9 protein-coding genes are annotated in these 15,524 nt (G+C 63.4%); 3 read left to right on the forward strand and 6 right to left on the reverse strand.

All coding sequences use genetic code 11. From position 1 onward, the window contains the following. The first annotated feature begins 566 nt into the window (after positions 1–566). Positions 567–728 carry a hypothetical protein gene (locus tag AB7849_RS18185; RefSeq protein WP_157618106.1) on the forward strand — a complete coding sequence of 54 codons (162 nt, stop codon included), beginning with the start codon at positions 567–569 and terminating at the stop codon, positions 726–728. A gap of 80 nt (positions 729–808) precedes the next feature. On the opposite strand, the gene AB7849_RS18190 is transcribed toward AB7849_RS18185, so the two are convergent. The 3 genes from AB7849_RS18190 to AB7849_RS18200 form a co-directional block, all read right to left on the reverse strand. Next, the gene (locus tag AB7849_RS18190; protein WP_037100286.1) at positions 809–1,342 is read right to left on the reverse strand and encodes a hypothetical protein; all 534 of its coding nucleotides are present in this window, start codon (positions 1,340–1,342) and stop codon (positions 809–811) included. A 29-nt stretch (positions 1,343–1,371) separates the two neighbouring features. After that, the gene (locus tag AB7849_RS18195; RefSeq protein WP_369501495.1) at positions 1,372–2,307 is read right to left on the reverse strand and encodes a cell division protein ZapB; all 936 of its coding nucleotides are present in this window, start codon (positions 2,305–2,307) and stop codon (positions 1,372–1,374) included. A 73-nt stretch (positions 2,308–2,380) separates the two neighbouring features. Continuing rightward, positions 2,381–2,827: a 4-fold beta flower protein gene (locus tag AB7849_RS18200; protein ID WP_008212477.1), complete on the reverse strand. Its 447-nt coding sequence runs from the start codon at positions 2,825–2,827 to the stop codon at positions 2,381–2,383. A gap of 816 nt (positions 2,828–3,643) precedes the next feature. Between AB7849_RS18200 and AB7849_RS18205 the strand changes: the two genes are divergently transcribed. Together AB7849_RS18205 and AB7849_RS18210 are read left to right on the forward strand one after the other, a co-directional pair. After that, positions 3,644–4,048: a hypothetical protein gene (locus tag AB7849_RS18205; protein WP_369501496.1), complete on the forward strand. Its 405-nt coding sequence runs from the start codon at positions 3,644–3,646 to the stop codon at positions 4,046–4,048. Between the two features lie 161 nt (positions 4,049–4,209). Further along, the gene (locus AB7849_RS18210; protein WP_050984330.1) at positions 4,210–5,211 is read left to right on the forward strand and encodes an integron integrase; all 1,002 of its coding nucleotides are present in this window, start codon (positions 4,210–4,212) and stop codon (positions 5,209–5,211) included. Positions 5,212–5,636: 425 nt separating this feature from the next. Here the strand turns inward: AB7849_RS18210 and AB7849_RS18215 are convergent, their stop codons facing one another. The 3 genes from AB7849_RS18215 to AB7849_RS18225 all read right to left on the reverse strand — a co-directional run bounded on the left by AB7849_RS18215 (position 5,637) and on the right by AB7849_RS18225 (position 15,499). Further along, positions 5,637–7,100 carry a glutamate synthase subunit beta gene (locus AB7849_RS18215; RefSeq protein ID WP_008212480.1) on the reverse strand — a complete coding sequence of 488 codons (1,464 nt, stop codon included), beginning with the start codon at positions 7,098–7,100 and terminating at the stop codon, positions 5,637–5,639. A 12-nt stretch (positions 7,101–7,112) separates the two neighbouring features. Further along, positions 7,113–11,807, reverse strand: coding sequence for a glutamate synthase-related protein (locus tag AB7849_RS18220; protein WP_008212482.1), 4,695 nt, complete (start codon positions 11,805–11,807; stop codon positions 7,113–7,115). A 203-nt stretch (positions 11,808–12,010) separates the two neighbouring features. Continuing rightward, positions 12,011–15,499 (reverse strand): hybrid sensor histidine kinase/response regulator, encoded by a 3,489-nt coding sequence (locus tag AB7849_RS18225; protein WP_008212483.1) that lies wholly within the window; start codon positions 15,497–15,499, stop codon positions 12,011–12,013. Positions 15,500–15,524 lie beyond the last annotated feature (25 nt).

The following is a 15,524-nucleotide window of genomic DNA, read 5'->3' on the forward strand; positions in this document are numbered from 1 at the left end:
TCGTTGGATCCGCGCAGCACTGACACGCAGCATGCAACGCCTGACAACACCATCGCCGGCAGTCGCCTGAAAGCCCAAGGCAAAAGCGTCATGCGCCTGGGGTTGACGGGAAGTCTCTTACGGAATTGTTAGGCCGCAGCGAGTTCCCGGCGCGCCCGAAAGAAACGGTAAAGCAGCACGCCACCGGCAGCGACCAGCCCGGTGCCGACATACCCACCCAGTGCACAGAGGCCGCCGGCTGACGCCGAGCAAAAGCCCCAAGCGCCGATGAGTGCAGCCGGAATGTAACCCCCGACCGCGAGTGCCAAAGACGCAGCCGCGAACCGGACTGCAGTCGCAGCTGAGAGCCGGGAAGCCATCTGCACGAAGCGCCAAAGTGTCACGACGACACCCGACCAGAATGCAATGAGGCCAGTGGTGTATGCGAGCGCGAATAGACTTTCCATGCGGCCTAACGCCCGAAGTAAGCGGCCGCGGAACGCGGTCCGCTTGACTGAGTTGTTAGGCGGCGGTGCCCACACGCTGGCCGCGCCGGTGAACGAAGCGACGATGCCCGCGCTGCGAACATGGAAAACGCGACGCGCCGAATGCTGGCAACGATGTTGGCCGAAGCACAAAAGACTTTGCCGCAAGCCGAACGCGCGACGGCCGTGCCGATGCTGGCCGAAGCTGCCCTGGTGCTGATACGTGCCGCACACTGCACGTTGCGACGCCCCCAACTGAAATGAAAATGGCTACACCGACGCCTAACGCTTGAGGTAACCGGCGCGAACCCGCGCAGCGGGTTTGCGTCCGGTTGACCGAATAGTTAGTTGCCACTCGCAGCATCGTTGATGAACCACTGCTTGCCAAATGCATTGAGGTCTTGCATTTGATGCCCAACCACACCAAGCAAGCCACCAGTCCAAGTACCGAACGCCGGCGTACCGTCCAAGTTGTAGACATGCCCCGGCAACGTGCGAAGAGTGTACACCGGGTTTTGATACGCGAACTCTGCCCCAAGCTGCTTGAAGTACGCACCTTCAAGCATGAAGCGCGGGGTACCTTTGTAGGCCAGAATTACCTTGCTGAAGTTGCGTGACTGCACAGCCTGCGCAAACTGCAGCATGCTACGGAAAACATCGGCTTCACTGTTCGTGCCCGAGACGCCCCGTAGATCGAAGATTAGAACATCGGAATTTACGTACCACTGATAGTGCGCAAAGACCGAGAGCCCCTCATTTCTGCTGTCGGCCGCCAATGCCTTGGACAGTGGCTGTTGCACCCCAAAATAGTTCCAGCCTGCGATAGCCGCGATGGCCACGACAGGCACGAGCAACCACAGTAGTCGACGACGTGCCATAGCTACCCCCTTGTGCCAATGAACGCCAATTAGAAATTCATGCGCTCGACAACGTGATAATTCTTTCCCGCCACTTCAGAAAGCGATAGCTCCTGCTTGAGCGATGCGCAGCCCAGCGCGATATATGCCACGGCCGGCGCAAGACTTCGATTTATCCGCTCCACACACTTCTCGCCGGACGCGACGACCAACAGTGGCTCCTTTAGATATGAGTCACTGACCTGCGCCGCAAACGAGAACTCGACAGTTTTGGACTTAGCGAAGTCATTGCCTGAGTCGCCATAATTGCCTAGATATGATCCGTAGTCGTGCCAACGCCGAAAGGCGTAGGAAAAATCCGCCACCTGCTCCAACTTATTCCCCACGACCCTGTAAACAGCAACTGGGAACAGCTTGGGATCTTTGTCGTTCGTAGAGCTTATATTGACCTGAAGAACGACATATTTTGTTCCACGATCTGCATCGCTGTAGTGATACTCATAGCTATACGAATCTGACACCCATCGGCTTGTAGTTGATGTTTTGAGGGTGCGAAACGTAATGCCGTTTTCGGTAAACGTTGGTGTGACGTCGAGGGCCCGAAACTTTAGCTTCTGCAGCCTTGCTTGCTTCTCTTGCGCGGCCTGTAGTTGGGCAGCAAGATCGTGCACGAGCTGTTCCGCCGTTTGCGTCTGCTGCGCATTGGGATACTTGCTCTTTAGCTTCGATGACGCGGCACTTGCGCCGTTCACGTCGCCTTTGGCCACAAGCTGTCGGATTGCCTCCAATCTGGCCGACGGGGTGTCCGAAAGCTCTTTCACTTTTCGCGACAGCTCATCAACCTGGGCCTTGAGTTTGCTATTTTGGCCTTGCGCCTCGCTCAGCTGTCCGCGCAGCGTGGCTATCGTTTGGTCGGCCTGCTGATTTGTACAGCCCGCAAAGGCTAGACAAATGCAGGCGATCGAGAGAACGTGAAACTTCTTCATGGTGCCCCCTGTGGCAACTAACGCTTGAGTTGAGCGGCGGCGTAGCCGTCCGCCTCGAACGAGTGGTTAGAGGTCACTGCGCGCCAGACCCCAAGAGAAAACGGCACGGGGTATCGCCGAAGGAGTTAGAGAAATATGGACGGTAGGGCGCGTACTGAGTGTAAGCCTTGTAGGGTTTGTACTGTTTATATGCTTTGTACGGCTCATATTCGGTGGACTGCAAGACCTCTTTGACGGCACAGGACGCAGTGCCGTCGTGGCTCCAGACGATGCCTTTGAGGAACCAGCCAAGATGCTGTCCGTTGAAGCCATAGACATCGTAGCCGCCCGCACTATCTTCTTTGAGGTACGCAACGGGCTTGCCGCTCCACAAGTAAATGGTGAGCTCGTCATCGACGGCGATGTACGCCTCTGGCTTGCCCGCGCCGTTGAAAAGCGTGACCTCGTCTTGCGCCAATGCCGGGAACGCCGCGATGAGCAGAAAAAGCGCAGTGAAAACTCCTCTCGCCATCGCGGACATGTTGTGACCTCTAACGCCTGAAATCAGCGGCGCGCGTAGCGCGTCCGCTGGATTGAAATGTTAGGTTGCACCACCTTGTATGGTGAGCCAACCTTGCGAAGCACAATATTGCGCGACAGCCGCGTGCGACGCAGAAACCCACATTTCGCTAGGGTGGTCGTGAAAGCCGAGTATGGGCATTGAACCATCACGAACCTCGAAGTCGCGCAAAGCACGAATGCCGCGTTGTGTAAGTGGACCAGCCTCCGAGAAATCCTCGATGCGCTTTCGATTGACGAGAACGACAGGCTCAGCCGCATACTCGATTGCGTATAGCGCAATGCGACGATAGTTCTTGGGCAGTACCGGTATCAATTTCCCTCGAACCATTGTGTGCAACCTAACGCTGGAGTTAAGCGGCGCGCGGCTTTTCGCGCGTCCGCTTGGACGAACTGTTAGGCCGTGCACAACGAACGATGCGCCAACCTGCTATGGAAAAATAACTTATGGCGAAGAGCGCACCAAAGCATATGAGGCTAACTTGCAGACTGTATGGATACCGCACATGAAACAAAATTGACAGTGCTGTCCAGCCTAGCATTAGAAAAAGCGCGACAAGAAAAGGGAACAGAAGAAGTTGTACGCCAAGCCTGCGAGTACGAGGGATGCAAACGAGCACTACGCTCGCAAACGCAAGAAACGGAGCGATTGCAGCAAGCAACATTACAAGTATGAATGAGCCCAATCCTGGCATGGCGGCCTAACGCCTGAATTGAGCGGCGGCTGAAAGCCGTCCGGCTCGAATGAACTGTTAGAACCCAACACGAGGAAACGACGATGACACCACTTGAATGGGCGCTCTCTGACGACACCGGCATGAGCAGCGAAACTATTATGCATGTGATGGAGGGCACGCCGCCGCCAAGCTACGGCGTAAGCGTGCCACAGGACCCCGACGATTTTGGCCGCTGCCACCGCTTGTTGCGGTTGTTCCCGCACTACCGCAAGTGCCTGCATGAGGTGGCCGACAAATACCCCATGTGGGTTGGCTTGGTGCGTGATTGGGACAGGCTGACTGATCTGTTTGACGAGCACCGTAACAACGATCTGTATGACGCGATGCAACCATTGATTGATGAAGGCCGCGTTGCCGATGGGTGGGTAAAGACCGGGCCGGGAAGTTGGACGAAAGGCGAGCACGGAAATGTTCAACTTGGCCCCGGTGTATCCATTGGGTTCTAACGCTTAGTAGACCCCATATCGGGGCATATGCAATCCATGCTCTCTGCTCGTAGGCAGGTCGTCAAGCAGGGAAACCTTACAAGACATCAAGCGGTTGCCGGGTTTTTCCGGCGTTCATGGGCTGGCAGGCTGGCGTGCATATCGTGCGAAACGAGGTATGTATGCTTTATCACCCTGAAAACGCGAATACGCATTCCGGCTCGGACAGGGCCCCACGGTTGTTGGACGAGGTGCGCCGGGTGTTGCGGGTGAAGCATTACAGCTTGCGTACGGAGCAGGCGTATTTGGGCTGGATTCGCCGCTTTATCCTGGCCAACGGCAAACGCCATCCTCGCGAGATGGGCGTAGTCGAGATTGAGGGGTTCCTTTCGCAGCTGGCTGTGCAGAGGCAGGTGGCGGCAAATACACAGAATCAAGCGCTGTCGGCCTTGCTTTTTCTGTACCGCGAAGTGCTTGCCATCGAACTGCCGTGGCTGGATGGCGTGACGCGGGCGAAACGACCGATGCGAGTGCCCACCGTGCTTTCACGCGATGAGGTGACGCGGTTGCTGGCGCAATTGGATGGCCGCCCGCGACTGTTGGCCAGCCTGCTGTATGGCGCTGGGTTACGCCTGATGGAGGCGTTGCGTCTGCGGGTAAAGGATGTGGATTTCGAGCGCGGTGAGATCACGGTGCGCGACGGCAAGGGTGCCAAGGATCGCCATACCATGTTGCCGCGTTCGCTGATCGAACCGTTGCGGTGCGAATTGGCGCGCGTACGCCAGCTGCATCAAGCGGATTTGCAAGAAGGTTTTGGTGAGGTATGGTTGCCGCATGCACTTGCACGCAAGTATCCAGCCGCTCCGCGTGAGTTTGGCTGGCAATATGTGTTTCCTGCGCCGCGCCGCTCGCGTGACCCTCGCGGTGGCCACGAGCGGCGGCACCACTTCGACGATGGCATGCTTTCACGAGCCTTGAAGAGGGCCTGCCGTGAGGCAGACATCGTGAAGCCGGTCAGTGCGCACACGTTGCGGCATTCGTTTGCCACGCACCTGTTGGAATCAGGCAGCGATATTCGTACGGTGCAGGAACTGCTCGGCCACAAGGATGTGAAGACCACCCAGATCTACACCCACGTGCTCAATCGCGGCGGGCAAGGCGTGCTGAGCCCGCTGGACCGCTGAGGCGATCATGTGCGGATGATGAGCTTGCCGATGGCGAGCCCATTACGCTGCACAATGGTGGCGCCGCAACTTGTCGCCGCCCGGCGGTGGCCCGCATCCCTGAGGCAGTACGACGCGTTATCGACGCACCGAATGCGCTGCCACGGATGAAGCGGAAACTGTCTGGGCGTTTGCTGCCAAACGTCCCCGAAAGCAGCCTGGCAGGGACCACTTAGGGAAGATCTGATCAACCAGCTTTTTGCCCTGTCATTCCTGCGAGGCGCTTTTCAACAGCCGAAGGGCTGGTCAAGCAGGAAGCGATTTGCAACAGACGAATGTCTGGTCATCCAGTGCCTTTACGTTCAATGGTTTGAAGGCGCTGGGTCCCAGCTTTCGCTGGGATGACGAGCAAAAATCAGACCTTCCTTAGTGGGCAGCCGTTCGATTTACCGCGGCAGCGTCGACGCCCCCATCAGGAACTCGTCCACCGCCCGCGCGCACTGGCGGCCTTCGCGGATGGCCCATACCACCAGCGACTGGCCGCGACGCATGTCGCCGGCGGCGAAGACCTTGTTGACGCTGGTGCGGTAGCAGCCTTCGCCATCGGTGGTGGCCTTGGCGTTGCCGCGCTTGTCCTTGTCCACGCCGAAGGCGTCGAGCACGCCTTGCACCGGCGAGACGAAGCCCATCGCCAGCAGTACCAGGTCGGCGCGGATCTCGAATTCACTGCCCGGCACCTCGGCCATCTTGCCGCTTTCCCACTTCAGCCGCACGCCGGTAAGGCTTTTCACGCGGCCCTGGCCGTCATCGTTGAAGCGCTTGGTGGCGACGGACCAGTCGCGCTGGCAGCCTTCCTCGTGCGAGCTGGAGGTGCGCAGGCGGATCGGCCAGTACGGCCACACCAGCGGCTTGTTTTCCTGCTCGGGCGGCTGCGGCAGCAGTTCGAACTGGGTGACGGCCTCGGCACCGTGGCGGTTGGAGGTACCCACGCAATCCGACCCGGTGTCGCCGCCGCCGATCACCACCACGTGCTTGGCGCCGGCGTGGATCTGCTGGTCGAGCGTGTCGCCGGCGTTGACCCGATTCTGCTGCGGCAGGAAGTCCATCGCGAAGTGCACGCCGTCGAGCTCGCGGCCGGGCACCGGCAGGTCACGCGGGGTTTCCGCGCCACCGGCGATCACCACGGCGTCGAAATCCTGCTGCAGCTGTGCCGGCGTGACGGCCTCGGCAGCGCCGCTGGTCTTGGCATCGTCGGCGCTACCGACGAACACGCCGGTGCGGAAGCGCACGCCTTCGCCGCGCATCTGTTCCAGGCGGCGGTCGATATGGCCTTTCTCCAGCTTGAAGTCGGGGATGCCGTAACGCAGCAGGCCGCCGGCGCGATCGTTCTTTTCGAACACGGTGACGTCGTGGCCGGCACGCGCGAGTTGCTGCGCAGCGGCCAGGCCGGCCGGACCGGAACCGACCACGGCCACCTTCTTGCCGGTTTTCCGTGCGGCCGGTTGCGGCGTCACCCAACCTTCGTCCCAGCCCTTGTCGATGATCTTGTGCTCGATCGACTTGATGCCCACCGCATCGCCGCTGATGTTCAGCGTGCACGCCGCTTCGCACGGTGCCGGGCAGATGCGCCCGGTGAACTCGGGGAAGTTGTTGGTGGATTGCAACACGTCGAGCGCGCGCTTCCAGTCCTGCTTGTAGACCAGGTCGTTGAAGTCGGGGATGACGTTGTTGACCGGACAGCCGTTGTGGCAGAACGGGATGCCGCAATCCATGCAGCGCGCGGCCTGCAGGCGTGCGGCTTCGTCATCAAGGTGGTTGATGAACTCGTGCCAGTGGCGCTTGCGCTGCGCCGGCGCCTCGCTGCTTTCGTGCTGGCGCGGGTGGTCGAGAAAGCCGGTGATCTTGCCCATCGTATACGTTCCTCAGGCGGTCGCCTTCTCGGTGGATTCCAGCACGGCATCGCTGTGCGCCTCGATCAGTGCCCGCTTGTATTCGCTCGGCATCACTTTGACGAAACGCGCGCGCGCGTTGCGCCAGTCGTGCAGGATTTCCTTGGTGCGGAAGCTGCCGGTGTAGCGGAAGTGTGCTTCCAGCAGCTGGCGCAGAATCGCCTCGTCGGTGGCCGGCAGGCTGTCGCGCGCGGCGCGATGCCAGTGCCCACGCGGAATGCGCAGTTCCTGCTCCACGCCGGACAGCACCGGCTCCAGACCCACCATCGACAGATTGCACTTGCGCTCGAACGTGCCTTGCGGGTCGTACACGTAGGCCACGCCGCCGGACATGCCCGCGGCGAAGTTACGCCCGGTTTCGCCCAGCACCACCACGGTGCCGCCGGTCATGTATTCGCAACCGTGGTCGCCCACGCCTTCCACCACCGCGCTGGCGCCGGAGTTGCGCACCGCAAAGCGTTCGCCGGCCACGCCGTTGAAATACGCCTCGCCTTCGGTGGCGCCGTACAACACGGTGTTGCCGGCGATGATGTGCTCGGGGCCGAAGCCGTGGAAGTCGTTCGGCGAGCGCACGATGATGTGGCCGCCGGACAAACCCTTGCCCACGTAGTCGTTGCCGTCGCCGACCAGGTCCAGCGTGATGCCGTGCGCCAGGAACGCGCCGAAGCTTTGCCCGGCGGTACCGTCGAGCTGCACGTGGATGGTGTCGTCGGGCAGACCGGCATGGCCGTAGCGGCGCGCCACCTCACCGGACAGCATGGTGCCGACGGTGCGGTTGACGTTGCGCACGTCGACGATGAAGCGGGTCTTCTCGCCGCGCTCGAGCGCGGGGCCGGCCTTGTCGATCAGCACATGGTCAAGCGCGTTGCCCAGGTTGTGGTCCTGCTCCTCGACGTGACGCCAGGCCACGTCGGCCGGCACGCTCGGACGGTGGAACACGCGCGTGAAATCCAGCCCGCGTGCCTTCCAGTGTTCGATGCCGGCACGGGTGTCGAGCAGGTCGGCACGACCGACCAGTTCGTCGAACGTGCGGATGCCCAGTTGCGCCATGATCTGGCGTGCTTCCTCGGCAACGAAGAAGAAGTAGTTCACCACGTGCTCGGGCTTGCCGCTGAACTTCTTGCGCAGCACCGGATCCTGCGTGGCGACGCCGGTGGGGCAGGTGTTCAGGTGACACTTGCGCATCATGATGCAGCCTTCGACCACCAGCGGCGCGGTGGCGAAACCGAACTCGTCGGCGCCGAGCAGCGCACCGATCACCACGTCGCGGCCGGTCTTCATCTGGCCATCGGCCTGCACCCGGATACGACCGCGTAGCCGGTTCAGCACCAGCGTTTGCTGCGTCTCGGCCAGACCCAGTTCCCACGGCGTGCCGGCGTGCTTGATCGACGACCACGGCGAGGCGCCGGTGCCGCCGTCGTGGCCGGCGATGACCACGTGGTCGGCCTTCGACTTGGCCACGCCCGCGGCGACCGTGCCCACGCCCACCTCGGACACCAGCTTCACCGAGATCGAGGCACGCGGGTTGCAGTTCTTCAGGTCGTGGATGAGCTGGGCCAGGTCCTCGATCGAATAGATGTCGTGGTGCGGCGGCGGCGAGATCAGGCCCACGCCCGGCACCGAAAAGCGCAGCTTGGCGATATATTCGGACACCTTGTGGCCGGGCAGCTGGCCGCCCTCGCCGGGCTTGGCGCCCTGCGAGACCTTGATCTGGATCTGGTCGGCGGAAATCAGGTAGGCCGCGGTGACGCCGAAGCGACCGGAGGCCACCTGCTTGATGCGCGAACGCAGCGAGTCGCCCGGCAACAGGCTGATGTCGCTTTCAATCTGATCCTTGCCGATCACGCTGGCCAGCGTGTCGCCGGGCTGGATCGGAATGCCGCGCAGCTCGTTGCGATAACGTGCCTCGTCTTCGCCGCCCTCGCCGGTGTTCGACTTGCCGCCGATGCGGTTCATCGCGATGGCCAGCGTGGCGTGCGCCTCGGTGGAGATCGAGCCCAGCGACATGGCACCGGTGGCGAAGCGCTTGACGATCTCGCGTGCCGGTTCCACTTCTTCCAGCGGAATCGCGGCCGCCGGATCGAGGCGGAACTCGAACAGTCCGCGCAGCGTCATGTGGCGCCGGGTCTGGTCGTTGATCAGGCGGGCGTATTCGGCGTAGGTCGAGGCGCTGTTCGAACGCGTGGCGTGCTGCAGCTTGGCGATCGAATCGGGCGACCACATGTGTTCGTCGCCGCGCGTGCGCCACGCATATTCGCCGCCCGCCTCCAGCGCTTCGGCCAGCACCGGGTCGTCACCATAGGCCGCCGCGTGCTGGCGCAGCGCATCCTCGGCCACTTCGAACAGGCCGATGCCCTCGATGTTCGAGGTGGTGCCGGTGAAATAGGTATCCACCAGCTCGCGGTTCAGGCCCACCGCTTCGAAGATCTGCGCGCCGGTGTAGGACATGTAGGTGGAAATGCCCATCTTGGACATCACCTTCTGCAAGCCCTTGTCGATCGCCTTGATGTAGTTGTGGATGGCCTTGTCGGCACTGATGCCGTCCGGCGCTGCGGCAAAATGCTGCCCCAGCGTTTCCATCGCCAGATAGGGATGGATCGCCTCGGCGCCATAGCCGGCGAGCAGGGCGAAGTGATGCACCTCGCGCGCCGAGCCGGTTTCCACCACCAGGCCGGTGCTGGTGCGCAGGCCGCGTTCGACCAGATGCTGGTGCACGGCCGAGGTGGCCAGCAGCGCGGGAATCGCGACGCGCTCGCGACAGGCCCGACGATCGGACACGACCAGGATGTTGTTGCCCTGGCCGATGGCGTCGACAGCCTGCGCGCACAGCGAGGCCAGCCGCGCCTCGATGCCGGCCTTGCCCCAATTGGCGGGATAGGTGATGTCCAGTTCGTGGCTGCGGAACTTGCCCTTGGAATAGCGGCCGATCTTGCGGATCTTCGCCATCTCGGCGAAATCCAGGATCGGCTGCTGCACTTCCAGTCGCAGCGGCGGGTTGATGTTGTTGATGTCGAGCAGGTTCGGCTTCGGTCCGATGAAGGACACCAGCGACATCACCAGCTGTTCGCGGATCGGGTCGATCGACGGGTTGGTGACCTGCGCGAACATCTGGCGGAAGTAGTTGTAGAGCGGCTTGCTCTGGTCAGACAACACCGCCAGCGGCGAATCGTTGCCCATCGAGCCCAGCGCTTCCTGGCCGGCCTGCGCCATCGGCAGCATCAGGAATTTCAGGTCTTCCTGGCTGTAGCCGAACGCCTGCTGGCGATCGAGCAGGCTGTCGCTGGCGCGCGGTTCGGGCGGCGCCGCAGGCAGGTCGTCGAGCTTGATGCGGATGTGCTCGATCCACTGCTTGTACGGTTTGGCGTTGGCCAGCTGGTCCTTGATCTCCTTGTCGTCGATGATGCGGCCGGCTTCCATGTCGATCAGCAACATCTTGCCCGGCTGCAGCCGCCACTTCTTGACGATGCGCGATTCGGGCACCGGCAGCACGCCGGCCTCGGAGGCGAGGATCACCAGGTCGTCGTCGGTGATCAGGTAGCGCGCCGGGCGCAAGCCGTTGCGGTCGAGCGTGGCGCCGACCTGGCGGCCGTCGGTAAAGGCGATCGCGGCCGGGCCATCCCACGGTTCCATCATCGCGGCGTGGTATTCGTAGAACGCGCGATGGTTGGCGTCCATCAGCTCGTGCCGTTCCCATGCCTCGGGAATCATCATCATCATCGCGTGCGACAGCGGGTAACCCGCCATGGTCAGCAGTTCGAGGCAGTTGTCGAACGACGCGGTATCGGACTGGCCCGGGTAGATCAGCGGCCACAGCTTCTGCAGATCGTCGCCCAGCACCGGCGAGGCGATCGCGCCGGTGCGCGCATTGATCCAGTTGACGTTGCCCTTGACCGTGTTGATCTCGCCGTTGTGCGCGACCATGCGGTACGGGTGGGCCAGCTCCCACGCCGGGAAGGTGTTGGTGGAGAAGCGCTGGTGCACCAGCGCCAGCGCCGACACCGTGCGCGGATCGGCCAGGTCGAGGTAATAGCGCCCCACCTGGTCGGCCAGCAGCAGGCCCTTGTAGACCACCGTGCGGGTGGACATCGAGGGCACGAAGTATTCCTTGCCGTGCTTGAGTTTCAGCGCGCGAATGGCGTGGCTGGAGGTCTTGCGGATCACGTAGAGCTTGCGCTCCAGCGCGTCGGGCACCATCACGTCCGGACCGCGGCCGATGAAGATCTGGCGGATCACCGGCTCGTGCTCGCGCACCGCGGGCGACATCGGCATGTCGGTATCCACGCGCACGTCGCGCCAGCCCAGCACTAACTGGCCTTCGGCCAGCACCTTGCGCTCCAGCTCCTGCTCGCAGGCGCGCCGCGAAGCCTGTTCCTTGGGCAGGAACACCATGCCTACGCCGTATTCGCCGGGTGGCGGCAGGGTCACGCCCTGCAGCGCCATTTCCTCGCGATAGAACTGGTCGGGGATCTGGATGAGGATGCCCGCGCCGTCGCCCATCAACGGGTCGGCACCCACCGCGCCGCGATGATCCAGGTTGCGCAGGATCGCCAGACCCTGCTGGATGATGTCATGGCGTTTGCGGCCCTTGATGTGGGCGACAAAGCCCACGCCACAGGCGTCATGTTCATGGCGGGGGTCATACAGACCCTGCGCGTGCGGTCGTTCCATTATCTCCACTCCCCGAGAGCAAGGGAATCTTGACTATAGTGCGCCGCAACAAAAAGGCAAGCGGAAAGTCAAGACTTTTACTGTTATGGACGTTTATAAGTCTGGACGTCCACTCCTGTCACTCGGAAGTTTGGAAGTATGGACGTCTGTCAAAACGCCATGGGGTGCCGGTCATCCGGGCAAAGACAGCCCTTCGCGCCGTTTCAGTCGCCGTCGTGATGCGACGGCTGGCGCCGTGGAAGTGCCGTGAGCAGGGCCCGCAAGGCCGCCGGTCGCACCGGCTTGTGCAGGATCGGGTAGCCCTGCGCACGGGCGCGCTGCTTCAGTTCGCTGCTGCCGTCGGCGGTGATCAGCGCGGTCGGCGGCAACGGCACGCCCCGGGCACGCAGCTCGCGCAGGGCCTGCAGGCCATCCACCCCGTCGCCCAGGTGGTAATCGGCCAGGATCAGGTCGACCGGGCCACGTTGCAGTTCCCGTTCGGCTTCGGCCACGTCGCGGGCGGTGCGGCAGTCCACGCCCCAGCGCTGCAGCAAGGCGCGCATGCCATCGAGGATGGCCGCGTCGTCGTCCAGGCACAGCACGGTGAGCGAGAGTTGCGCCGCCGTGCCCATGCCCGGTGACAACCGTGCCGGCTGCGGTTCGGCCACAGCGCGCGGCACGGTGATCGAAAAGCAGCTGCCATGGCCCTCGCGCGAGGACAGTCCGAGCCGGTGGCCGAGCATGCCGGCAATGCGGTCGCAGATCGACAAGCCCAGCCCCAGGCCCTTCTCGCCCCAGGGCGATGGCCGGTCCAGTCGCTGGAATTCACCGAAGATGCGCGAACGTTGCTCTTCGGCGATGCCGGGGCCGGAATCCCACACCTCAATGCGCACTTCCGCGCCGACACGCCGCGCGCCCAGCAGCACGCTGCCATGACGGGTGTAGCGCAGCGCATTGGAGATGAAGTTCTGCAATACCCGCCGCAACAGCTGCGGATCGCTGCGCACGGCCAGCCGGGTCGGCACCATGCGCAGGCGCAGGCCGCGCTGCTCGGCCACCACCGCGAACTGGGCCTGCAGCGACTCGAACAGGTCGGACAGCGCGAACGGGCCCACTTCCGGACGATAGCTGCCGGTATCCAGTCGCGAGGTGTCGAGCAAGGCGTCGAGCAGGTCTTCGGCGGCGCGGAACGAGGCGTCGATGCGTTCGGCCAGCTGGCTGGCCTCGGCGTCCAGTCCCGGCTGCTGGCGCAAGGCCGAGGTGAACAGGCGCGCCGCATTCAATGGCTGCAGCAGGTCGTGGCTGGCGGCGGCCAGGAAGCGCGTTTTCGATACGTTGGCAGCTTCGGCGGTGCGCCGCGCCCGCGCCGTGGCGGCCAGGGCCTCGCTGAGTTCGGCGGTGCGCTGGTCGACCCGCTGCTCCAGCGTCTCGTTCGCCTCCATCAGCGCCTGTTCGGCACTCTTGTAGGCAGTGACATCGCTGTAGGTGGTGACATAGCCGCCACCGGGCAGCGCGCGTCCGCGCATCTCGATGGTGCTGCCGTCGGGGCGGATGCGCTGGACCAGATGCATCGCGCCAGCGCGCATGTGGCCGATGCGCTTGGCCACATGCGCCTCCACCTCGCCCGGACCACACTCGCCGCGCTCGGCGTTCCAGCGGATCAGGTCGGCGACCGGCACGCCCACGTAGACCATGCCTTCGGGATAATCGAACAGTTCGAGATAACGCCGGTTCCAGGCCACCAGGCGCATCTGCGCATCGACCACGCTGATGCCTTGCGACACGTTTTCCAGCGTGGTGGACAACAGCTCGCGGTTGAAGCGCAGCTCCTGCGAGGCTTCGTCCATCAGCGCCATCGCCTCGGCGATATCCAGCCCGGAACCGGACAGCACGCCCATCAGGATGCGCCGCGCGCTGGCCGCACCCACGGCGCCGGCAAGCAATCGTTCGGTGTGCTGGATCAACGCGCGATCGGCCGATTCACCCGGCTGCAACGGCTTGCCGCGTCGCTCGGCATACTCGTCGAACGCACGCTGGGTGCCGCGTACGCCGATGATGCGCACGGCGATTGTGCGCAAGTCGGCCACGCGCACGCGACCACGCCAGTCGCCGGCGCCGCCCAGGCTGGCGGCGTGCGGATCGATGAACATCGCCGCGTGCAGGCGTTCCTCCAGGCTTGAACGCCAGCGCAGGGAAACGAACACCAGGCAGGCGACATTCAGCAGCAGCGACCAGAACGCGCAGTGCAGCACCGGATCCCAGCCATGGGTGCCGAACAAGGCCTGCGGGCGCAACCAGGCCACGCCCAGCGGGCCACTGTGCAGCCACGGCGCGGCATGATCCATCGCCGGCAGCAGCAGGGTGTAGATCCACACCGCGAAACCCGCCACCAGCCCCACCATCACGCCGCGGCGACTGGCGCCAGGCCAGTACAGCGCCGCCACGATCGCCGGGGCGAACTGTGCCACCGCCGCCAGCGACAGCAGGCCGGTCGCCGCCAGGTTCTCCACATCGGCAGCCACCCGGTAATAGGCATACGCCATCAACGCCAGGATCACGATCGCGCAGCGGCGTACCCGCAGCAGCAGTTGCGACAGATCGCTGCGCTGCTCCAGCCGCAGCCGGCGGATGCGCAACAGCAGCGGCATCGCCAGGTCGTTGCTGATCATGGTGGACAGCGCTACCGCCGCCACGATCACCATGCCGGTACCGGCCGAAAAGCCGCCCACATAGGCCAGCAACGCCATGCCGCCGTTGCCGTAGGCCAGCGGCAGATTCAGCACCCAGGCATCGCCGGCGCCGTCACGCACGGCCGGCAGCAGACTGCCGGCGGCCACGATCGGCAACACCGCCACGCTGACGATCAGCATGTACAGCGGGATGGTCCAGCGCGCAAAGCGCAGGTCGTTGCTGTCTTCGCATTCCACCACGCCGATCTGGAATTGCCGCGGCAGGCAGAACACCGCGCAGAACGCCAACAGCGTTTGCGCGATGAAGGCCGGCTGCACCACCTGGTTGGCATGTTGCAGCGGCAAGCGCAGGGTTTCCGCCAGGGACGGTCCGTGCAGGTACGCGTAGACGGCCAGCGCGACGAAGGCCAGCAGCTTGATCAGCGATTCCAGCCCGATCGCCAGCATCAGCCCGTGATGGTGTTCGCTGGCATCGATGCTGCGCGTGCCGAACAGGATCGCGAACAGCGCCAGCAGCAGGGCGCACCACAACGCGGTGTCGCCGCCCAGCCCGGGCACCGCCACCGGCATCGGGGGCAGACCACGCAGCACGGCGTAGGACATCGCCACCGCCTTCAGCTGCAACGCCAGGTACGGCACGATCGCCACCACCGCGATCACCGCCACCAGGGCCGCCAGGCCGTGCGACTTGCCGAAGCGGGCGCCGATGAAGTCGGCGATCGAGGTGATGTTGCGCCGGGTCGCCACGCGCACCAGTCGCCGCATCAGGCCGAAGCCGACCACGAACAACAGGATCGGCCCGAGATAGATCGGCAGATACGCCAGCCCATCACGCGCAGCCGTTCCCACCGCACCGTAAAACGTCCACGACGAACAATAGGTCGCCAGCGCCAGCGCATAGACGAACGGGCGCAAGCGCGGCTGGCGCGGATATAGCGGGCGGCGATCGCCCAGCCAGGCCACCGCGAACAGCAGGCCCACGTATGACACCGAGACCAGCAGCAATACCCAGCCGGCGATCAAGCGCGCGTTCTCCCGGATTCGTGGT

The sequence above is a fragment of the Rhodanobacter sp. FW021-MT20 genome, assembly GCF_041107475.1.
In the GTDB taxonomy this organism is placed as follows: domain Bacteria; phylum Pseudomonadota; class Gammaproteobacteria; order Xanthomonadales; family Rhodanobacteraceae; genus Rhodanobacter_A; species Rhodanobacter_A glycinis.